Origin of the sequence: Craterilacuibacter sp. RT1T, from assembly GCF_023502145.1 — a bacterium.
Lineage (GTDB): Bacteria > Pseudomonadota > Gammaproteobacteria > Burkholderiales > Chromobacteriaceae > Craterilacuibacter.
This window is the reverse complement of record NZ_JAMFLI010000007.1, coordinates 15,048-33,691: the sequence shown is the minus strand read 5'-3', so window position 1 is coordinate 33,691 and position 18,644 is coordinate 15,048. Positions and strand designations below refer to the sequence as shown.

The window sequence follows — 18,644 nt, the reverse complement described above, 5'->3', positions numbered from 1 at the left end:
CCGCCCAACACAGCGCCAACCTTATGGATTTAGCGTGTATTGGGCGATAGCGCCAGTCGGCGTCAGCCTAGACTTAGCCGCCCGCGCTCACCGGGCGCGCAGGGTCGCTGCACCATTCGCTCCATGAGCCGGGATAAAGCCGGCTACCCGCAAGGCCGGCATACTCCATCGCCAGCAGATTGACGCAGGCAGTGACCCCGCTGCCGCACTGGTGCACCACCTCGCTCGCCAAACGCCCGCCAAGCAAGGCCTGCCATTCTGCGGCGAGTTCCGCCGCCGGCTTGAAGCAGCCATCCACCCCCAGATTGGCCTGAAAGAAGCGGTTAAGCGCAGCGGGGATATGACCGCCGACCGGATCCAGCGTCTCGCCTTCGCCGCGAAAGCGCTCGGGACTGCGCGCATCGACGACGGCAAAAACCGGTGCCGCCAAATTGGCCAGTACGGCGGCGGCATCCACCACTTGCGTCAAGGCAGGGGAAGACATGAACGGACGTAGCGTGGATGGCGACAGCGCGCTGGAGAGCACGCCACCAGCACGCAGCCAGGCCCCCACACCGCCATCGAGTACGGCCACCGCGCGATGCCCCAGCAGGCGCAGCAAAAACCACGCGCGCGCGGCAAACATACCACCGGCGTCATCGTAAACAACGACCTGGCTATCCGCTCCTATGCCCAGCAGCCCCAGTTTTTGTGCGAGCAAATGGCTATCCGGCAACGGGTGGCGGCCATTGCGCCCGCTCTTGCTGCCGGAAAGATCGGTGTCCAGATGCAGATAGTGTGCGCCGGGCACATGGCCGGCCAGATAGGCGCGTTCGCCATAGGCGGGATCAGCCAGCTGGAAACGGCAATCCAGTACGGCGGTGGTGTCAGCAGGCAGGGCGGCCAGATCGCGGGCCGAAATCAAGGTGGTATACATGGCAGGCTTTCGCTTTGAACATCAGCCTAGGCTAAGGCCATGCCATGTGATTGACAAGCATCAGGCCAGCAGGATCAGGCCCCAGACGACAGCCAGATTGCACAGGCCGAGAAACTGGGCGGCGCTGCCCATATCCTTGGCGCGCTTGGCAAGGGGATGGCGCTCAAGCGAGGTGTGATCCACCGCCGCCTCGATCGCCGAATTAAACAGCTCGATCACCAGTGTGGCCAGCGTGGCGGCAATCAGCAGCACCTGCTCTACCGTTGTCACATCCAGCAGACAGGCGGTGGGCACCAGCACCAGCGCCAACAGGGTGAGCTGGCGAAACGCATCTTCATGTTCGAAAGCCGCTTTAAAGCCGGCCATCGAGTAGCCGAAGGCATTGAACAGGCGGCGCAAGCCGGTCTTGCCCTTGTATGGGCTGGTTTCCAGGGATTTCATGCTTATTCCAGCAAGGTGATCTGTTGCGGCTTGCTCAGCCAGTGTATGCGTTGATTCAGCGCAGGACTGATCCACACCCGCCCTGCGCCATCGATCAGCAGGATATCACGAACCCCCATGCGCCTGGCGTAGTGCGTGGCCGACGCGGGGCCGGCCAGATACAAGGGTTTGCTCGCCACATCGGATAGCAAGCCGGCATCCTTACCCGCCGGTGCGATGACCGTGGCCGCCTGCAACTGGCAATCGGTATTGCCGTCGCGCGGATCGACCAGATGGCAGTGGCGCTTGCCGTTCAATTCGAAATAACGCTGATAGTCGCCCGAGGTACCAATGGCTTCGCCATCACCCAGTTCGACCATGGCCAAGGCCTCATTCTTGCGCGGGTGGCGGATGCCGACGCGCCAGGGCTGGCCATCGGTTTTTGCGCCCAGCGCCATGACATTGCCGCCGATATTGATCAGCGCCGAATGTACGCCGGATGCTTTCAGGCTGGCATAAGCCCTATCCAGCGCCCAGCCCTTGGCCGCGCCGCCCAGATCCAGCGCCACGGCAGGATTGCGGCTGCCTAGCTGCGAGCCGGAAAATACCAGATCAGACAGCGCAGGCCGCGCCTGCACCAAGGTGCGCAGGCGCACCGGATCAGGCGAAACCGGCGCATAACGGTCGGCGTGAAAACCCCACAATGCAATCAAACGACCTATAGCCGGCGAAAACAGACCATCGGAGGCTGCCTCCAGTTGCTGCGTGCGCTGCAGCAGCGCCTTGAGATCCGGCGCCACCGCTGCCGCTTGTCCGGAGGCAAACGCGGCATTGAGCGCCACCACTTCGCTACCGGCTTGCCAGGCATGCAGCCGGCCATTAAGCGCATCCAGATCGGCCAATACCTTGGCCGTCGCCTGCTGCGCCTCGGCTTCGGGCAGGCCCGCGACGCTGACTTCAACGCGGGTACCGAACACATAGCTTTCCTGCCGGTAAGGCAAAGCTTCGCGGCTACACGCCGCCAGCAACAGCAGCAAGGGCAGCAGAACGCGCCTCATGCTGTCCCGACGGCGCGCTCCAGCGCGTCGATAAACAGGCCGGCCACATTCAGCCCGGTCTGGTCCATGATTTCGCGGAAACAGGTCGGGCTGGTGACATTGACTTCGGTCAGATAGTTGCCGATCACATCCAGCCCGGCCAGCAAGATGCCGCGACGCTTAAGCTCGGGCGCCACGGCGGCCGCAATTTCGCGATCGCGTGCCGATAGTGGACGGGCCTCGCCCCGGCCGCCGGCGGCCAGGTTGCCGCGCGTCTCGCCGCCTTGCGGAATGCGCGCCAGCGCATAATCAACCGGCACGCCATCGATGACCAGAATGCGCTTGTCGCCATCGCGAATCTCGGGGATATAACGCTGCGCCATCACCGTGCGCGCGCCCTCATGGGTAATGCTTTCCAGAATCACATTCAGGTTGGGGTCATCCGGGGTCACGCGGAAGATGCTGCTGCCGCCCATGCCGTCCAGCGGCTTGAGGATGGCATCCTGCTGCAGGCGCACAAAGGCCTTTAAGCGCGCCATATCGCAGCTGACCAAAGTCGGTGCGGTCAGCTCGGGGAAATTCAGGATGGCCAGCTTCTCGTTGAAGTCGCGCAGCGCCTGCCCGCTATTGAAAATCTTCACGCCCTCTTTTTCCGCCAGCGAAAACAACTGGGTGGTATAGAGATATTCCAGATCAAATGGCGGATCCTTGCGCATCACCACCGCATTGAAGGCGGCCAGCGGCTGGCGCAGCTTGTCGTCACAACGGAACCAGGCGGCCTTGTCACCCGTCAGCGTCAGATTGCAGGCATCGACCAGCAAGCGCCCGCCTTCCAGCGAGATCGCGCCGGCCTCGGCAAAAGACAAGGCATGGCCACGGCTGGCCGCCTCTTCCATCATGGCAAAGGTGGAGTCCTTGTAGATCTTGAAGCTCTCGAGCGGGTCGGCAATAAACAGGATGCGCATGGCAATACTCCGCAAAGTCGGATGAAAAAAGCCGGCGACATGTCACCGGCTATCAGGCTGGCGCCGAAATCAGGCGTCGGGGTCGGTCGCTTCCAGCTCCAGCGCGGACGCAAGCAAAGCCAGACGGGCAATCACGCCATAGGCGTAGAAACGGTTAGGCGGGCAATCCGGCTCGCCGGCCTTATCCGGCAGGCACGGGCACTCGAAGGACAAGGGTACAAAGTGCATACCCGGCGCATTAAGGTTTTCATCGATGCCGCGCCCGGTATGTACGCGGTAAAAGCCGCCGATCACATAGCGGTCCATCATGTAGACCACCGGCTCGGCCACCGCCTCGTTAATGCTTTCGAAGGTGTATACACCTTCCTGCACGATGACTTCCGAGACTTCCAGCCCCTCTTTCACCACCGACATCTTGTTGCGCGCTTTGCGGTTCAGGCCGACCACCTCTTCCGCGCTCTTCACCGACATGATGCCCATGCCGTAGGTGCCGGCATCCGCCTTCACAATCACGAAAGGGTCTTGCGTAATACCGTATTCGGCATACTTGACGCGGATCTTGGCCAGCATCTCGTCCACGGTACGCGCCAGCTCTTCCTCGCCCTGACGCGAATGGAAGTCCAGATTCGAGCACTGGGCAAAATAAGGGTTAATCAGCCACGGATCGATGGACAAAAGCCGGGAAAAGTCCTGGCATACCTGATCGTAAGCGCGGAAGTGATGGGTCTTGCGCCGTACCGCCCAGCCGGCATGCAGTGGCGGCAGCAAAGCCTGTTCCAGATTCTGCAACAGCGCAGGAATGCCGGCAGACAGATCGTTATTGAGCAATACCACGCACGGATCGAAACCATCGGCCAGACGCAGACGGTTGCCCTGGCGCACGATAGGCTCCAGCAGCAATTTGCCGCCGTTAGCCGCAACCAGCTCGGTCGGTTCGGTAATTTCCGGGTTCAGGCTGCCCAAGCGTACCTTCAGCCCGGCCTGGCCAAAGATATGCGCCAGCGTCGCCACGTTCTGCAGGTAAAAGGTATTGCGGGTGTGGTTTTCCGGAATCAGCAACAGGCTCTTCGCTTCCGGGCAAACCTTGTCGACCGCGCTTTGTGCCGCCTGCACCGCCAGCGGCAGGAATTCCGGATTCAGATTATTGAAGCCGCCGGGAAACAGATTCATATCGACCGGTGCCAGCTTGAAGCCGCTATTGCGCAAATCCACCGAGCCATAAAACGGCGTTTCATGCTGCTGCCACTGGCTGCGGAACCAATGCTCGATCTGCGGCTGGGCGGCAATGATGCGGCTTTCGAGCTCGAGCAAAGGCCCTTTAAGCGCGGTAGTCAAATGCGGTACGGGCATGGCGTCCCCAATAATCAATCAAATGTAATTAACTGACAATGGGGACAGCCGCCCCATATTCAAGCAGCAAGGGCACTCAAGCGGCGGGGACGGGCAGCGGCAAGTCTTCGTTGTAATTGCGCCGGTACAGCGCACCCAGGCTCTGCCAGTCGAAGAAATGGTTTTGCGGGCCGTTATGCGTCACCTTGATGGCACCGATCACATTGGCCAGACGCCCGGTCACCTTCCAGTCCAGACCGCGGCTGATGCCGTACAACAGGCCGGCACGGAAAGCATCGCCGCAGCCCATCGGATCAACCGGCGGCGCATCCATCTGCACGCGCGGAATCAGATGCACGGTGTCGCCGACATAAATTTCCGCCCCTTTGGAGCCACGGGTGACGATCAATGCCTTGACCTGCGAGCGCAGCATATCCAGCGTCAGCCCGGCACGCTCGCGGATCAGTTCGCTTTCGTAGTCATTAATCGCCACATAGCTGGCCTTGCCGACAATTTCACGGATCTCGTCGGCCGACAATAGCGGCAACTCCTGACCCGGATCGAAGACAAAGGGAATGCCGGCATCGTGCAACTCCTGCGAATGCTGCAAGAAGGCGGCGCGACCGCCGGGTGACAGGATGGCGATATCGACCGCATCGGGCACGTCGGAGATATGATTGGTATCGCCGAAGTTCATCGCGCCGGGATGGAACGCCATCAGCTGGTTGCCATCGCAATCGGAAATGCCAAAGCACTGCGGGGTATACTGGCCGCGGATAACCTTGACGAAGCGTTCGTCGACACCGAAATTCTTCAGATGCTGGCGGTAGGGGGCAAAGTCCTCGCCCACCGTGCCCATCAGGATAGGCTTCTCGCCCAACATGGCGAGGCTGTAGGCAATATTGCCGGCCGGGCCGCCAAACTCGCGGCGCATGCTGGGCGCGAGAAAGGTGGTCGAGATCTTGTGCAACTGATCGGGCAGGATCTGGCTGTCGAAACGGTCTTCGAACGAAAACAGGGTATCGTAGGCGATCGCCCCGCAGACAAGGATGGCCATGCTCACTCCAGAGCAAACGTAATCGCGGATTTTAACACGGAACAATTCCCGCCATCAGCGTAGCCTAGATGGCAAGATGTAAGACTTACAGCAAGATATACACTATGAATGCAAAAAAAACCCGATTATTCCTACTTGCAATACTGATGTCGTTTTCCGTCAGCACGCAGGTGCAGGCAGCCGCGCCCGATCTGAATCAGGCACGCTTTAGCACCCTGTCCGGACAGAGCCAGAATCTGGCGCAATGGCGCGGCAAAGTGGTGGTAGTCAATTTCTGGGCAACCTGGTGCGGACCTTGCCGTGAAGAAATGCCGATGCTGGATGCGCTACGCAGCCAGTGGAGCAAACGCCAGGCCGAAGTGGTCGGTATCGCACTGGATCAGCCGGTGGAAGTGCAAAACTTTGTGCGCACCTTGCGTATCCGCTACCCGATCTTGCTGGGGGACGCCGACACACTCACCCTGATGCGCGACCTGGGCAATAAAACCGGCGGACTGCCCTTTACCGTCGTACTGGATCGCCAAGGCAAGATCGTGGCCCGCCTGACCGGCAAGCTGAGCGAACAGAATCTGCGCCAGGCCGTCGAGCCACACCTGTAAAGCCCCGCCCCCCGACGAAAGGCGCCCATGGCCCAAGCTTATTTCATTAGCGGCACCGATACCGACTGCGGCAAGACCCACAGCACCGTCAAACTGATCCAGCAGCTGCAAGCCCAGGGCCAGCGGGTGCTGGCGATGAAACCGGTCGCTTCGGGCTGCCGGCGTCTGCCCGACGGCACGCTCATCAACGACGATGTCGAGCGCCTGTGCGCGGCCAGCGGCCAGCATGACCGGGCGCTGATGTCGCCCTACCGCTTCGAGCCGGCCATCTCGCCGCATCTGGCCGCCGCCGAAGCCGGCGTCGAAATCTCTCTGGAACACATCCTGCAGCATTACCGGCAACTGGCCGCAGACGCCGATGTGGTGCTGGTTGAAGGCGCCGGCGGCTGGTTTGCCCCGCTGAGCGATGCCCTCTCCATCCAGGAGCTGGCGCAGGCACTGGCGCTGCCGGTGATTCTGGTGGTCGGCATGAAACTGGGCTGCATCAACCATGCGCGGCTAAGCGCACAAGCCATCCAGGCCTCGGGCTGCGAGCTGGCCGGCTGGATCGCCAACCGCGTGGTGGCGGACCAGCCGCGCTACGCCGAAAACCTCGCCACCCTCAAGCAGTGCCTGCCGGCACCGCTGCTGCTCGAATTGCCATGGGAAGGCTGAGCCCTTGCCTATTTTTTATAGAGACACGCCATGAGCCGCAATCAAGAATGGCTGATACGCAGCCGCGCCGCCGTCTGGCACCCGTGCACGCAGATGAAGCGCCACGAAACCCTGCCCATCGTGCCGATTGCCCGTGGCGACGGTGCTTATCTCGTCGACTTTGACGGCCAGCGTTATCTCGACGGGGTATCGTCATGGTGGGTCAATCTGTTCGGCCATAACGAAACGCGCATCAAGGCGGCCATCAGATGCCAGCTGGACGAACTCGATCATGTCATGCTGGCCGGCTTTACCCACCGCCCGGTGGTGGAACTGTCCGAACGCCTGTCGGCGCTGACCGGCCTCGGTCACGCGTTTTACGCCTCGGATGGCGCCAGCGCCACCGAGATCGCCCTCAAGATGAGCTTTCATTACTGGAAGAATCAGGGACGCGCCCAAAAGCAGCGTTTTGTCAGTCTGGAAAACAGCTATCACGGCGAAACCGTGGGCGCCTTGGCGGTCACCGATGTGCCGCTGTTTTCCGCCACCTACGCGCCTCTGGTCAAAAACGGCTGGCGCGTACCCTCGCCCGATGCGCGCGGCGCACGCGATGGCGAGTCGGCACGCGATGTCGCGCTGCGCGCCGCGGCCAGTCTGGAAAACCTGCTGGCCAAGCACCACGGTGAAATTGCCGCGCTGATTGTCGAGCCGCTGGTACAGGGCGCGGCCGGCATGGCCATGTATGATGCCGCCTACCTCACCCGAGCCCGCGCGCTATGCGACCAGTACCAGATCCATCTGATCGCCGACGAAATTGCCGTCGGTTTCGGCCGCACCGGCACGCTATTCGCCTGCGAACAGGCCGGCATCCGCCCCGATTTCCTCTGTCTGTCCAAGGGCATCACCGGCGGCACCCTGCCGCTGTCCTGCGTATTAAGCAGCGATGAAATCTATCAGGCCTTCTACCACGACGATGTGACGCGCGGCTTCTTGCATTCGCATAGCTATACCGGCAATGCTCTGGCGTGCAGTGCGGCGCTGGCAGTGCTGGATATTTTCGAACAGGATCAGGTGCTGGCACGCAACCGCGAGCAGGCGCTGCGCTTTGATGTACTGCTTGCGCCCTTGCAACAACACCCGCGTGTGCGTAATTGGCGCCGCTGCGGCATGATCTGGGCTTTCGAAGTGGATAGCGCGCGCGCCGATTTTGCCCAGGCTTTTTTTGCCGCCATGCTCAAGCTAGGCTGCTTGCTGCGCCCGATAGGCAAGACCGTGTACTTTATGCCGCCTTATGTGGTGAACGAGGCCGATATGGCGCTGCTACGCGATGCGACGCTGGCCACGCTGGACGCGCTGGAACAAGGCGCAAGCGTCGGCGCAGCACAAACCGCACTGCCCTGACGCAAAAAAGCGCCTGCCTCCCCAGCGGGACGCAGGCGCTTGACTGGATCCGGCAATCAGATGGCGGCGGCCAGACGGCTACCCTGATCGATGGCACGCTTGGCATCCAGCTCGGCCGCTACATCGGCGCCGCCAATCAGATGCACGGTCTTGCCGGCCGCCTGAAGCGGTGCCACCAGTTCGCGCAGCGGATCCTGGCCGGCGCAGATAATCACATTATCCACCGGCAGAATCTGGGTTTCGCCCTTGATGGTGACGGTCAGGCCGGCATCGCTGATGCCCTCATACGTCACACCGGACACCATATTCACCCGCTTCATCTTCAGGCTCTCGCGGTGAATCCAGCCGGTGGTTTTGCCCAAGCCTTCACCCACCTTGCTGTTCTTTCTTTGCAGCAACCACACTTCACGCGCACTAGCCGGCGCATGCATGCCCTTGGCCGACAAGCCGCCAGCCGTATCACCCCGGGTGTCCACGCCCCATTCATCCATAAAGGCCGCCACATCAAGCGATGTCGATTCGCCCTCCTGGGTCAGGAATTCGGCGGTATCAAAACCGATGCCGCCGGCACCGATGATCGCGACCTTGCGTCCGACCGGCTTGCCGTGTTTCAGCACGTCCAGATAGCTGAGCACCTTGGGGTGATCGATGCCGGGGATGGCCGGCAGGCGCGGCGCAATGCCGGTGGCCAGCACCACTTCATCAAAACCGGCCAGATCCTCGGCCGCAACCCGCTGACCCAGCGCCAGCTTGACGCCGGAGAGCTCGATCTGCTTTGCGAAGTAGCGCAGCGTCTCGTAAAACTCTTCCTTGCCCGGGATCTGCTTGGCCACATTGAACTGGCCGCCGATCTCCTTAGCCGCATCAAACAGCGTGACCGCATGGCCGCGCCCGGCGGCGACGGTGGCAAAAGCCAGACCGGCCGGGCCGGCGCCCACAACGGCCAGCTTCTTCGCGCGCTCGGTCTTGGCATAGTTCAGCTCGGTCTCGCGGCAAGCGCGCGGGTTCACGAGGCAACTGGTGAGCTTGCCCTGGAAGATATGGTCCAGACAGGCTTGGTTGCAGCCGATGCAGGTGTTGATCTCGTCGGCGCGCCCCTCGGCCGCCTTGTTGACGAAGTCGGGATCGGCAAGGAAAGGACGCGCCATCGACACCATATCGGCCTGGCCGCTGGCGAGCACCGCCTCGGCCACTTCCGGCGTATTGATGCGGTTGGTGGCAATCAGCGGAATCTTCACCTTGCCCATCAGACGCTCGGTCACCCAGGCAAAACCGGCGCGCGGCACCATGGTGGCGATGGTCGGCACCCGCGCCTCATGCCAGCCGATGCCGGTATTGATGATGGTGGCACCGGCCGCCTCGACCGCCAGCGCCAGCTGCTCGACCTCTTCCGGTGTGCTGCCGTCGTTGACCAGATCCAGCATGGACAGACGATAAATAATGATGAACTCGGGGCCGACGGCGGCACGCACCGCCTTGACGATCTCAATCGGGAAACGGATGCGGTTCTCGTAGCTGCCGCCCCAGTCGTCGCTGCGCTTATTGGTATTGCGCGCGATAAACTGGTTGATCAGATAACCTTCGGAGCCCATCACCTCGACGCCATCGTAGCCGGCCAGCTGCGACAGGCGGGCGCACTCGGCAAAGTCGGCGATGGTGCGCCAGATGCCGGCTTCATCCAGCTCGCGCGGACGGTAGAAATTGATCGGTGCACATAGCGGCGACGCCGACACCAGCTTTTCCTGAAAGCTGTAACGGCCCGAGTGCAGAATCTGCAGTGCGATCTTGCCGCCTGCCTCATGCACCGCATCGGTGATCAGCTTGTGGTGCGGCACTTCGGCTTCGCTATTAAGCATGGCCGCACCTTCTCCCACCCGGCCTTCTTCATTCGGACCGACGCCGCCGGTTACGATCAGGCCAACCCCACCTTGCGCACGCTCGGCGTAAAAAGCCGCCATTTTCTCGAAGCCGCCAGGTGCCTCCTCCAGACCGGTGTGCATGGAGCCCATCAGTACGCGGTTTTTCAGCGTGGTAAAGCCCAGATCCAGCGGTTCGAGCAGGTGCGGGTAGGCGGTCATGACAGCTTCCTCGTAAACGTAAGGTGTGGATTTTTATGGATGTAAGCCTGCCGCCGACGATACTTACTCCCTAGTAAGTTGTCAACGCAAATGCATAAACAGCCTTGGAAAGATATGATGGCACTGGCGCTAAACGCCGGATAACATCACCTCAAGGAACGCTTTATATGTGCCAACCACAACCCGGCTACAGCAGTCGGCGCGGCTTTATCAAACTGGCGGCACTGGGTGCAGGCGCCGTGATGCTGGGCAGCTTTTTGCCGCGCACCGCATTGGCATCGGGTCAGGCTGATGCCCTGCTCTTATCGTGCATGGACTACCGTTTGGTCGATGACACCGCGCGCTTTATGGCAGGCAAGGGACTGAAGGACAAATACGACCATGTGATTCTGGCCGGTGCTTCGCTGGGGGCGCTAACCGGCAAATTTCCGGCGTGGAATACGACGTTCTGGGAACATCTGGGGGTCGCCATCAAGCTGCACCAAGTGCACAAAGTCGTGCTGCTCGATCACCGCGACTGCGGCGCTTACAAGGTGGTGAAGGGAGAGGATTTCGGCAAGATGCCGGAAAAAGAAACCGAAGTCCACGCCGAAACGCTGATGGCACTACGCAGCAACATCATCAAACAGCACCCGGCGCTAGAAGTGGAGTGCTATCTGATGGCGCTGGATGGCAGCGTCGAGCACATCATACCGGCCTGAATCAGCCGCCCGCAGCGCAGGCGGTATGCGCGCGGGCCTTGATGGCCGGCAGGGGCCAGGCTCGCCTCGAGCCTGGCCCCAATTCAACAGATCCGCCCAGCAGATGCAAAGTCCATCTGCAACAGCGGGGAACATCCCTTCAGAAAAGCCCGGGCCGCATCACGCCGACGTCGCCGACATACAACACCAGACCATAATCCGGGGCATAGCGCGCAGCGACATGGCTAGCAATGGCATCAGCCACCTCTGCATCGCAAATCACCTCGACGCGGATATTGCGGTCGAAGCTCCATGCCGCCCGCTTCACGCCATAATGGCCGCCGCCGCGCGCATCGATCACAGTGTAACCCTGCGCGCCCAGACGCTGGATGTCGCGCGTCAATGGCGCTTCCAGCACGGCTTCACACACGATGGTCAGCAGTTTTTTAGGATGGTAATCCATCTTATGCGCCCCAGAAATAGCACGTCACCGCCCAGTAAAGCGGGATGCCGGCCAGCAGGTTAAACGGAAAGGTCAGGCCCAGACTGGCCGCCAGCGAGAGCGCCGGATTAGCCTCGGGTACCGCAATACGCATGGCTGCCGGCGCGGCAATATAACTGGACGACGCCGCCAGCACCGCCAACAGGAAAGCACCGCCGGCAGACAGACCCAGTAGCGAAGCGACCCCCAGCCCCAGCAGCGAAAACAGCAACGGCACCAGCAGGGCAAAGGCCGCGATAAACAGACCCGAGCGGCGCAACTCGCCCAGACGGCTGGCGGTAATCAGGCCCATTTCCAGCAGGAATAGCGACAACACCGGCTTGAACAGGTCGAAATACAAGGGCGACAGGCTCTTGATGCCGCTCTCGCCCGAGATCCAGCCTATCAGCAGGCCACCGGCCAGCAAGACCACACTCTTGCCCAGCAGCACCTCATGCGCCAGTCGCCCCCAGGCAACCTGATGCCCGCCACCGACTCGTGCCAGCATCACCCCGACAATCAGCGCCGGCATCTCCATGACCGCGAGAAACAGCGTCAGCTGCGGCTCGTAAGAGATGCCCTGGCGTGCCAGAAAGCTGGTACCCACGGCAAAAGTCACCACGCTGACCGAACCATAGTGTGCCGCGATCGATGCGGCATCGGCACGCGCCAGCTTGAAGCGCAGCAGGGCAAACGCCACGATGGTGAGCGCCACCCCCAATGCCACCACGGCAGCGACTTGCAGGACAATGACAGGGGAAGCCAGCTTGGCCAGCGCCACCCCGCCCTTGAGGCCAATGGCAATCAGCAGGAAAACCGATAGCGACTCATACAGCGCGGCAGGCAGCTTGAGGTCGGAGCGGGCTAGCCCCGCCCCCAAGCCCAGAAGGAAAAACAGTACGACAGGATCCAGCGGCATCAGACATGTCCCGGAAGAGAAGCAAAGACCGTCATGATAAAGCAATGTCAGGCGCCGCCAAACCCCGATCGCATAGGGGATTTAAGCGTGCTTAACCAGCCAGACGCGTCAGCGCCTCGCGGTATTTGGCCGCGGTCTTTTCGCGTACCTCAAGCGGTACGGCAGGCGCGGCCGACACCTTGTCCCAACCGGAGGCTTCCAGCCAGTCGCGCACAAACTGCTTGTCGAACGAGGGTGGGCTCATGCCCGCCTGATAGCTGTCAGCCGGCCAGAAACGGCTGGAGTCCGGCGTCAGCGCCTCGTCCATTAGGATCAGCGTGCCGTTCTCGTCCAGACCGAACTCGAACTTGGTGTCGCAGATAATGATGCCGCGCGTCGCCGCATATTCGGCAGCGGTTTTATAAAGCAGGATGGCGGTGTCGCGTACCTTGTCGGCCAGCTCCTGGCCGATCAGGTCTACGCACTGCTCGAAGCTGATGTTCTCGTCGTGGTCGCCCACGGCCGCCTTGGTCGAAGGCGTAAAGATAGGCTCAGGCAGCTTGCCCGCTTCTTGCAAACCGGCCGGCAAGGTAATGCCGCATACCGCACCGGTCTTCTGATAATCCTTCCAGCCGCCACCGGCGATATAGCCGCGCACCACCGCCTCGATCGGGATGGTCTTGAGCTTTTTCGCCACCACGGCACGGCCTTCTACCTGCGGCAAATCCTCGGCCGATACCATATCTTCCGGTTTGTCGCCAGTCAGATGGTTAGGCACCACGTCTTTCAGCTTGTCGAACCAGAAGTTGGAAATCGCGGTCAGGATCTGGCCCTTGGCCGGAATCGGATCATCCAGAATCACGTCGAATGCCGACAGACGGTCGGTGGCAATCATCAGGATGCGCTTGTCGTCGATTTCGTACAGGTCGCGCACCTTGCCGGAGTAGATTTTTTTCAGGCTATTGAGATGGGTGGTGGTGATACCGGTCATGAATTTTTCCAGATAAAGAAAAGGCGAAGCCTGATGGCTCCGCCTGATAAATCAGAGTGTGTCTTTCAGCGCTTCGGCCTGCTCCAGCGCCGCATCGGCGGTAGCAGCCATTACATTGAAGTGGCCCATCTTGCGGCCCGGGCGTGCCTCGCGCTTGCCATACAGATAAAGCTGCGCATTCGGCGCCTCGGCCAGCACATTCCACTTGGGCGCACTGCCATCCTCGCCCCACGCATCGCCCAACAGGTTAACCATCACTACCGGCGTCAACAGCTCGGTCGAGCCCGGCAACAGGCCGCATAGCGCACGCACTTGCTGCTGGAACTGGTCGGTCACACAGGCAGTCAGCGTGTAGTGGCCGGAGTTGTGCGGACGCGGGGCGATCTCGTTGACCACCAGCGTGTCGTCGCCCAGCACAAAGAATTCGACCGCCAGCACACCGACGTAATCCAGCTCGTCCGCCAGACGCTGCGCCATTGTTTGCGCGGATGCCGCCAGGCCGGCCGCGATGCGCGCCGGCACGATGGAGACATCGAGAATGCCGCCCTCGTGACGGTTTTCCGCCAGCGGGAATACCGCCATCTGGCTGGCGCTGGTGCGGGCAACGATGGCCGACACCTCAAGCTTGAGATCCAGCATCTTCTCCAGCACACAGGCAACGCCCAGCCCGGCGAAGGCGGCGCGCGCCTCGGCCGGCGTCTTCACCCGCTGCTGGCCCTTGCCGTCATAGCCCAGACGCGCGGTCTTGAGAATGCCCGGCAAATAGGCCGCCAGCGCGTCATCGGACACGGCAGCCAGTGCCGCCGCCGACTCCAGTGCCAGATAGGGCGCCGTCGGCAGCCCGGCTTTGGCTATCCATGCCTTCTCGGCGATACGGTCCTGCGCAATCGCCACACAGTCGCCCGATGGCGACACGCGCGTGCTTTTAGCCAGCATACGCATCGCGTCGGCGTCGACGTTTTCAAATTCGGTGGTCACCGCCGCGCAAGTAGCGGCCAGTGTTTGCAGTGCGGCAGCATCGCCATACGGCGCGCACAGATGCACATCGGCAAAAGCGGCGGCAGGCGAATGCGGATCCGGCTCCAGCACGGTGACGCGGTAACCCATGGTCTTGGCCGCTACGGTAAACATGCGCCCCAGCTGGCCACCGCCGATAATGCCCAGCATCGCCGGCGGCAGGATGGCGGCCATTATTCGACCTCCGGCAGCGTCATCGCCAGCACGGTCTCTTCCTGCTTGCGACGGAAAGCCTTGAGCTGACCGGCCAGTTCGGGACGCGTGGTCGCGAGCTGGGCGATGGCAAACAGCGCGGCATTGGCTGCGCCGGCCTCGCCGATGGCGAAAGTCGCCACCGGAATGCCCTTGGGCATCTGCACGATGGACAGCAGCGAATCTTCGCCGCGCAGGTATTTGGATGGCACCGGCACGCCCAACACCGGCACATGGGTCTTGGCGGCCAGCATGCCCGGCAGATGGGCGGCACCGCCGGCACCGGCAATAATGGCCTTCAGGCCACGCGCCTCGGCCTGTTCGGCATAGCTGAACAACAGATCGGGGGTACGGTGGGCAGAAACCACACGCGTCTCGAATGCGACCCCGAACTCCTTGAGCACGCGAGCGGCGTTCTGCATCACGTCCCAATCACTATTACTACCCATTACGATGCCGACTTCGATCATGGCGCTTTATGCCCGTGCAAAGAGGAAGTGGGCAATTTTACCTGATCAGGGATGCAGGCCGGAATACTTTATTATTTCGACATGGAAGGATGAATCAAACGGGGAGCGGGGAGCGGGGAACTGGGAGCCGGGAACTGGGAGCCGGGAACTGGGAGCCGGAGCCGGATCCCGAATCCCGAGTCCCGACTCCCGACTCCCGAATCCCGAGTCCCGAATCCCGAGTCCCGAATCCCGACTCCCGAATCCCGACTCCCGACTCCCGAGTCCCGAATCCCGAGTCCCGGATCCCGAGTCCCCGGATCCCAACCCTCACATCGTCGTCAGTTGCTGCTTGGCCTTGGCGGCGGCATCCGAGTTCGGGTAGAGCTTAATCAGTTTTTTCAGCGTGAGGCGCGCCTGATCGACCTGCTCCAGCTCGCGCTGGGCGTTGGCCACATTGCGCAGCGCATCCGGCGCTTTGGGGTGGCGCGGGTTTTCATCGGCGAAACGACGCTGAATGTCGATGGCGGCATCGTACTGGCGCAAAGCGGTATGGGCGACGCCGCGCCAGTAGGTGGCGTCCAGCGCCTGCGGCGTATTGGGATTGCTGTCGGCAAAGGCTTTCAACGCGACCACCGCTTGGGCAAAGTCGCGTTTGCGTAGCGGCGATAGCGCCTGATCAAAGGCCTGCTGAACCACGTCGACGCTTTCCGCCGGCGCCGCGGCATTGCTGCTTGCCGGCTCGGCACTGCGTCCGCCTTCGAAACGGCCCAGGCGCTGGTCGATATCGGCATACAGATCATTCTGGCGCTTTTCCAGCACGCCGATCTTGTACTGCAGCATCTCGTTATCGCCGCGTAGCTTGGCAACCTCGGCCTGCATGCCGTCTACCCGGCTGACCATTTCCAGCAGGCGCTCGTTACTGATGCGCGACTCGATCTGGGAGAGGCGCGCGGTAGCCTGGCGGTTGACCTGATCCAACTGGGCGCGGGTCTGCTCCAGATCCGAGGTACTGGCACATGCGCCCAGCAGCAAAGAACAGGACAGCAGAGTCATACGGCTTGCAAACATGATTTCTCCGGCTAAAACGGGGCCGGCTTGTGCCGGCTCATCAATCGGGTTTTGCCTCAGGATACACGACTTCTACCGCTGCCTGACCCTCGGGGCTAGCTCTCATACTGTCACGCTGCCACTGCGCCGGTGCGACACCTGCCTGCCCCAGCACGGCGGCAGCGGCATCAAGACGCTGGCCGATTTCGGCACTTGAACCCGCACCATGGGCGCGCAGCAATACCTGCACCTTGGGGTGATGCTTCAAGCAATCGGCGTGCGCCTGCAGCTTGACGCGCTCGGCATCGGTAAACGGATAGAAAATCATGCGCTGCGGCGCGCCCGGACAATACCGCGGCGCGCTAATGGCCAGCACCGGCCCCAGCCCCATCATCGCCAGATCCGGCCGCGGCGGCACGGGCTCCAGCTTTTCGTGGGCAGGCGGGACGGTGCTACAACCCAAAAGCAGGACGGTAAAGCCTGCAGACAATAAGGTACGGCTAGACATGGCGTGCTCCTGTGGATAAAACCCCGCCAACAGCTGACGGGGTTTTATCCAGCATAGGCAAAGGCAGGCGACAACGCCGCCTTCGCCCGGCACTTAAGCCTTACTGGCCGTAAGACACATCGGCGCGACGGTTTTCGGCATAGTCAGCCGGGCTCGAACCTTCGGCACGCGGCTTTTCCTTGCCATAGCTGACCGCTTCAAGCTGGGCATCTTTCACACCCAGTACTTCCAGCGACTGCTTCACGCTTTCGGCGCGGCGCTGGCCCAGACCCAGGTTGTACTCGCGGCTGCCGCGCGCATCGGTATTGCCCTGAATCTGCACTTTTTGCTGGGCATTCTGCTTGAGGAATTCGGCATGGGCAGCCACCTTGGCCTGCTGGTCGGCCTTAACGGCATTGGAGTCGAAGTCGAAGTAGATGCTTTCACCGGCCAGACGGGCGCGCTCGGCCTGCATGCGGGCCAAAGCGGCGGCTTGTGCCGCAGCCTGGGCGTCAACGGCAGGTGCAACAGGCGCAACGACAACAGGCTGGGCCGGCTCAGCCACCACCGCCGCCGGCGGCTGGGTGCTGGAACAAGCGGCAAACAGGGATACCACGGCAGAAGCCATCAAGACACGTTTGAACATGAAACTCTCCTGAATGTGAGGAACAACAACACACGCCTCACGGGTTGAATGGGCCCCAAGCGGGATCCTGAACTTCTCCATCAATCACGCCGAGCCGCACCTTGCTGCCGCCGTCGGGCGAACTGGCCCACAGCACGCTCTTGCCGCCTTGCTCGCTGGCAAACAGCACCATGCGGCCATTGGGGGCAAAGCTGGGCGACTCGCCAAAACTCTCGTCGCTGACTACGCGCGCATCGCCCGTGGCCAGATCCTGCACCACCACGCGGAAGCGCCCGCCGTCACGGCGCATATAGGTGACGGACTTGCCATCCGGCGCAAAGCGCGGCGACACATTGTAGGCACCCTGCCAGCTGATGCGTTTTGCCGCACCACCGGACAAAGGCTGCAGATAAATTTGCGGGCCGCCGGCACGATCCGAGGTAAACACGATGCTGCTGCCATCCGGGCTGAAATCGGGTTCGGTATCGATCGCATCGCTCTGGGTCAGGCGGCGCGGCGCACCGCCTGCCGCATCCAGCAAATAGATCTGCGAATTGCCGCTGGACGTCAGCACCACCGCCAGACGGCTGCCATCCGGGCTCCACGCCGGCGCCGAATTGCTGCCCTTGAAATTGGCCAGCATGCGGCGCTGGCCCGAGGCCAGATCCTGCACCCACACCACCGGCTTCTGGGTTTCAAACGAGACATAAGCCAGCTTGCGCCCGTCTGGGCTCCACGCCGGCGAAATAATCGGCTCTTTCGAGCGCAAAATGGTGCGCGCCTGCTGCCCGGCCACATCCGCCACCTGCAGCTGGTAGCTATGGCGGCCGTTTTTCAGCACATAGGCGATGCGGCTATTAAAGAAGCTTCGTTCGCCAAACAGCGCCTGATAGATCTGGTCGGCAATCTGGTGGCCGACTTCACGCAAGGCGGCAGGTGGCACATCAAACTCGCCCTGTGCCAGCGTTTTCTTCGGTGCCAGCTGTTCCAGATAAAACGTCACCCGGCTATTGCCGCCCTCGCCCGGGCTCACGCTGCCGGCCAGCACCGCATTGGCACTGAGCGCACGCCAGGCACCGACATTGACAGCACTCGGGCTGGCGACGGTCATGGCCGGGTTGGGCGGATTGATGATATTGACGAGACCAGTCAGCGCCAGATCCTGCTTCACCACCGTTGTCACCACCTGGGGGCCCGCTTCACCGGCCAGGGCCGGCACCGCCAGCGGATAACGGTTGGCCCCGCCGCCGACGATATCTACCGTCAGCTCGGCCTGCGCCAGTGCCGGCGCCAGGCACGCCAGCAGGGTCAGGGTGAGTCGTATGCGCTTTATCATCGT

The 18,644-nt window shown here is 61.8% G+C and carries 20 protein-coding genes; 4 read left to right on the top strand and 16 right to left on the bottom strand.

Annotation, left to right across the window (positions count from 1 at the left end; genetic code table 11):
- Positions 1-73: 73 nt before the first annotated feature.
- The 6 genes from M3P88_RS11280 to M3P88_RS11255 form a co-directional block, all read right to left on the bottom strand.
- Entirely contained in the window at positions 74-916 is an 843-nt protein-coding gene (locus M3P88_RS11280; protein ID WP_249616144.1) for a sulfurtransferase, read from the bottom strand.
- 60 nt (positions 917-976) lie between these two features.
- A complete protein-coding gene (locus M3P88_RS11275) occupies positions 977-1,357 on the bottom strand; it encodes a diacylglycerol kinase (RefSeq protein WP_249616143.1) in 381 nt (126 codons plus the stop codon).
- 2 nt (positions 1,358-1,359) lie between these two features.
- Positions 1,360-2,394 carry an FAD:protein FMN transferase gene (locus M3P88_RS11270; protein WP_249616142.1) on the bottom strand — a complete coding sequence of 345 codons (1,035 nt, stop codon included), beginning with the start codon at positions 2,392-2,394 and terminating at the stop codon, positions 1,360-1,362.
- On the bottom strand, positions 2,391-3,338 hold the full coding sequence (gshB, locus tag M3P88_RS11265) for a glutathione synthase (protein ID WP_249616141.1): 948 nt from the start codon (positions 3,336-3,338) through the stop codon (positions 2,391-2,393). Before gshB ends, M3P88_RS11270 begins: the two co-directional genes overlap by 4 nt.
- 69 nt (positions 3,339-3,407) lie before the next feature.
- A complete protein-coding gene (gene gshA, locus M3P88_RS11260; RefSeq protein ID WP_249616140.1) occupies positions 3,408-4,688 on the bottom strand; it encodes a glutamate--cysteine ligase in 1,281 nt (426 codons plus the stop codon).
- Between the two features lie 76 nt (positions 4,689-4,764).
- Positions 4,765-5,724 (bottom strand): carbohydrate kinase family protein, encoded by a 960-nt coding sequence (locus tag M3P88_RS11255; RefSeq protein ID WP_249616139.1) that lies wholly within the window; start codon positions 5,722-5,724, stop codon positions 4,765-4,767.
- A 146-nt stretch (positions 5,725-5,870) separates the two neighbouring features.
- On the opposite strand from M3P88_RS11255, the gene M3P88_RS11250 reads away from it, so the two are divergent.
- Genes M3P88_RS11250 through M3P88_RS11240 form a run of 3 tightly spaced genes read left to right on the top strand, consistent with a single transcriptional unit; the run spans position 5,871 to position 8,357 of the window.
- Complete coding sequence (locus M3P88_RS11250) at positions 5,871-6,323, top strand: TlpA family protein disulfide reductase (RefSeq protein WP_249616138.1); 453 nt, start codon at positions 5,871-5,873, stop codon at positions 6,321-6,323.
- A 27-nt stretch (positions 6,324-6,350) separates the two neighbouring features.
- Positions 6,351-6,977 (top strand): dethiobiotin synthase, encoded by a 627-nt coding sequence (gene bioD / locus M3P88_RS11245; RefSeq protein ID WP_249616137.1) that lies wholly within the window; start codon positions 6,351-6,353, stop codon positions 6,975-6,977.
- A gap of 30 nt (positions 6,978-7,007) precedes the next feature.
- On the top strand, positions 7,008-8,357 hold the full coding sequence (locus M3P88_RS11240; protein WP_249616136.1) for an adenosylmethionine--8-amino-7-oxononanoate transaminase: 1,350 nt from the start codon (positions 7,008-7,010) through the stop codon (positions 8,355-8,357).
- A gap of 56 nt (positions 8,358-8,413) precedes the next feature.
- Here M3P88_RS11240 and M3P88_RS11235 read toward each other — a convergent pair whose 3' ends face one another.
- Positions 8,414-10,435 (bottom strand): NADPH-dependent 2,4-dienoyl-CoA reductase, encoded by a 2,022-nt coding sequence (locus tag M3P88_RS11235; protein WP_249616135.1) that lies wholly within the window; start codon positions 10,433-10,435, stop codon positions 8,414-8,416.
- Positions 10,436-10,602: 167 nt separating this feature from the next.
- Between M3P88_RS11235 and M3P88_RS11230 the strand changes: the two genes are divergently transcribed.
- Positions 10,603-11,136, top strand: coding sequence for a carbonic anhydrase (locus M3P88_RS11230; protein WP_249616134.1), 534 nt, complete (start codon positions 10,603-10,605; stop codon positions 11,134-11,136).
- Between the two features lie 139 nt (positions 11,137-11,275).
- On the opposite strand, the gene M3P88_RS11225 is transcribed toward M3P88_RS11230, so the two are convergent.
- The 9 genes from M3P88_RS11225 to tolB all read right to left on the bottom strand — a co-directional run bounded on the left by M3P88_RS11225 (position 11,276) and on the right by tolB (position 18,641).
- The gene (locus M3P88_RS11225; RefSeq protein ID WP_249616133.1) at positions 11,276-11,578 is read right to left on the bottom strand and encodes a P-II family nitrogen regulator; all 303 of its coding nucleotides are present in this window, start codon (positions 11,576-11,578) and stop codon (positions 11,276-11,278) included.
- Between the two features lies 1 nt (position 11,579).
- Complete coding sequence (locus tag M3P88_RS11220; RefSeq protein WP_249616132.1) at positions 11,580-12,515, bottom strand: sodium-dependent bicarbonate transport family permease; 936 nt, start codon at positions 12,513-12,515, stop codon at positions 11,580-11,582.
- A 91-nt stretch (positions 12,516-12,606) separates the two neighbouring features.
- The gene (locus tag M3P88_RS11215) at positions 12,607-13,485 is read right to left on the bottom strand and encodes a phosphoribosylaminoimidazolesuccinocarboxamide synthase (protein WP_249616131.1); all 879 of its coding nucleotides are present in this window, start codon (positions 13,483-13,485) and stop codon (positions 12,607-12,609) included.
- A 51-nt stretch (positions 13,486-13,536) separates the two neighbouring features.
- Positions 13,537-14,676, bottom strand: a complete 1,140-nt coding sequence (locus M3P88_RS11210; RefSeq protein WP_249616130.1) for a 5-(carboxyamino)imidazole ribonucleotide synthase — start codon at positions 14,674-14,676, stop codon at positions 13,537-13,539.
- Entirely contained in the window at positions 14,676-15,164 is a 489-nt protein-coding gene (gene purE / locus M3P88_RS11205) for a 5-(carboxyamino)imidazole ribonucleotide mutase (RefSeq protein ID WP_249616129.1), read from the bottom strand. The genes M3P88_RS11210 and purE overlap by 1 nt, the downstream gene beginning before the upstream one ends.
- A 309-nt stretch (positions 15,165-15,473) precedes the next feature.
- Complete coding sequence (ybgF, locus tag M3P88_RS11200) at positions 15,474-16,214, bottom strand: tol-pal system protein YbgF (RefSeq protein ID WP_249616128.1); 741 nt, start codon at positions 16,212-16,214, stop codon at positions 15,474-15,476.
- A gap of 40 nt (positions 16,215-16,254) precedes the next feature.
- Positions 16,255-16,701 (bottom strand): hypothetical protein, encoded by a 447-nt coding sequence (locus tag M3P88_RS11195; protein ID WP_249616127.1) that lies wholly within the window; start codon positions 16,699-16,701, stop codon positions 16,255-16,257.
- A 100-nt stretch (positions 16,702-16,801) separates the two neighbouring features.
- The gene (gene pal / locus M3P88_RS11190) at positions 16,802-17,326 is read right to left on the bottom strand and encodes a peptidoglycan-associated lipoprotein Pal (protein WP_249616126.1); all 525 of its coding nucleotides are present in this window, start codon (positions 17,324-17,326) and stop codon (positions 16,802-16,804) included.
- Between the two features lie 37 nt (positions 17,327-17,363).
- Complete coding sequence (gene tolB, locus M3P88_RS11185) at positions 17,364-18,641, bottom strand: Tol-Pal system beta propeller repeat protein TolB (protein ID WP_249616125.1); 1,278 nt, start codon at positions 18,639-18,641, stop codon at positions 17,364-17,366.
- Positions 18,642-18,644: the final 3 nt, after the last annotated feature.

What these genes read in the sequence shown, in the direction of transcription:
- tolB (WP_249616125.1), bottom strand. Translation starts at nt 18,641, where the DNA reads ATGATAAAGCGCATACGACTCACCCTGACCCTGCTGGCGTGCCTGGCG.
- M3P88_RS11215 (WP_249616131.1), bottom strand. Translation starts at nt 13,485, where the DNA reads ATGACCGGTATCACCACCACCCATCTCAATAGCCTGAAAAAAATCTAC.
- M3P88_RS11280 (WP_249616144.1), bottom strand. Translation starts at nt 916, where the DNA reads ATGTATACCACCTTGATTTCGGCCCGCGATCTGGCCGCCCTGCCTGCT.
- M3P88_RS11250 (WP_249616138.1), top strand. Translation starts at nt 5,871, where the DNA reads ATGTCGTTTTCCGTCAGCACGCAGGTGCAGGCAGCCGCGCCCGATCTG.
- purE (WP_249616129.1), bottom strand. Translation starts at nt 15,164, where the DNA reads ATGATCGAAGTCGGCATCGTAATGGGTAGTAATAGTGATTGGGACGTG.
- gshB (WP_249616141.1), bottom strand. Translation starts at nt 3,338, where the DNA reads ATGCGCATCCTGTTTATTGCCGACCCGCTCGAGAGCTTCAAGATCTAC.
- M3P88_RS11210 (WP_249616130.1), bottom strand. Translation starts at nt 14,676, where the DNA reads ATGGCCGCCATCCTGCCGCCGGCGATGCTGGGCATTATCGGCGGTGGC.
- M3P88_RS11240 (WP_249616136.1), top strand. Translation starts at nt 7,008, where the DNA reads ATGAGCCGCAATCAAGAATGGCTGATACGCAGCCGCGCCGCCGTCTGG.
- M3P88_RS11235 (WP_249616135.1), bottom strand. Translation starts at nt 10,435, where the DNA reads ATGACCGCCTACCCGCACCTGCTCGAACCGCTGGATCTGGGCTTTACC.
- M3P88_RS11195 (WP_249616127.1), bottom strand. Translation starts at nt 16,701, where the DNA reads ATGTCTAGCCGTACCTTATTGTCTGCAGGCTTTACCGTCCTGCTTTTG.
- M3P88_RS11275 (WP_249616143.1), bottom strand. Translation starts at nt 1,357, where the DNA reads ATGAAATCCCTGGAAACCAGCCCATACAAGGGCAAGACCGGCTTGCGC.
- gshA (WP_249616140.1), bottom strand. Translation starts at nt 4,688, where the DNA reads ATGCCCGTACCGCATTTGACTACCGCGCTTAAAGGGCCTTTGCTCGAG.
- M3P88_RS11255 (WP_249616139.1), bottom strand. Translation starts at nt 5,724, where the DNA reads ATGGCCATCCTTGTCTGCGGGGCGATCGCCTACGATACCCTGTTTTCG.
- bioD (WP_249616137.1), top strand. Translation starts at nt 6,351, where the DNA reads ATGGCCCAAGCTTATTTCATTAGCGGCACCGATACCGACTGCGGCAAG.
- M3P88_RS11270 (WP_249616142.1), bottom strand. Translation starts at nt 2,394, where the DNA reads ATGAGGCGCGTTCTGCTGCCCTTGCTGCTGTTGCTGGCGGCGTGTAGC.
- pal (WP_249616126.1), bottom strand. Translation starts at nt 17,326, where the DNA reads ATGTTCAAACGTGTCTTGATGGCTTCTGCCGTGGTATCCCTGTTTGCC.
- M3P88_RS11225 (WP_249616133.1), bottom strand. Translation starts at nt 11,578, where the DNA reads ATGGATTACCATCCTAAAAAACTGCTGACCATCGTGTGTGAAGCCGTG.
- M3P88_RS11220 (WP_249616132.1), bottom strand. Translation starts at nt 12,515, where the DNA reads ATGCCGCTGGATCCTGTCGTACTGTTTTTCCTTCTGGGCTTGGGGGCG.
- ybgF (WP_249616128.1), bottom strand. Translation starts at nt 16,214, where the DNA reads ATGTTTGCAAGCCGTATGACTCTGCTGTCCTGTTCTTTGCTGCTGGGC.
- M3P88_RS11230 (WP_249616134.1), top strand. Translation starts at nt 10,603, where the DNA reads ATGTGCCAACCACAACCCGGCTACAGCAGTCGGCGCGGCTTTATCAAA.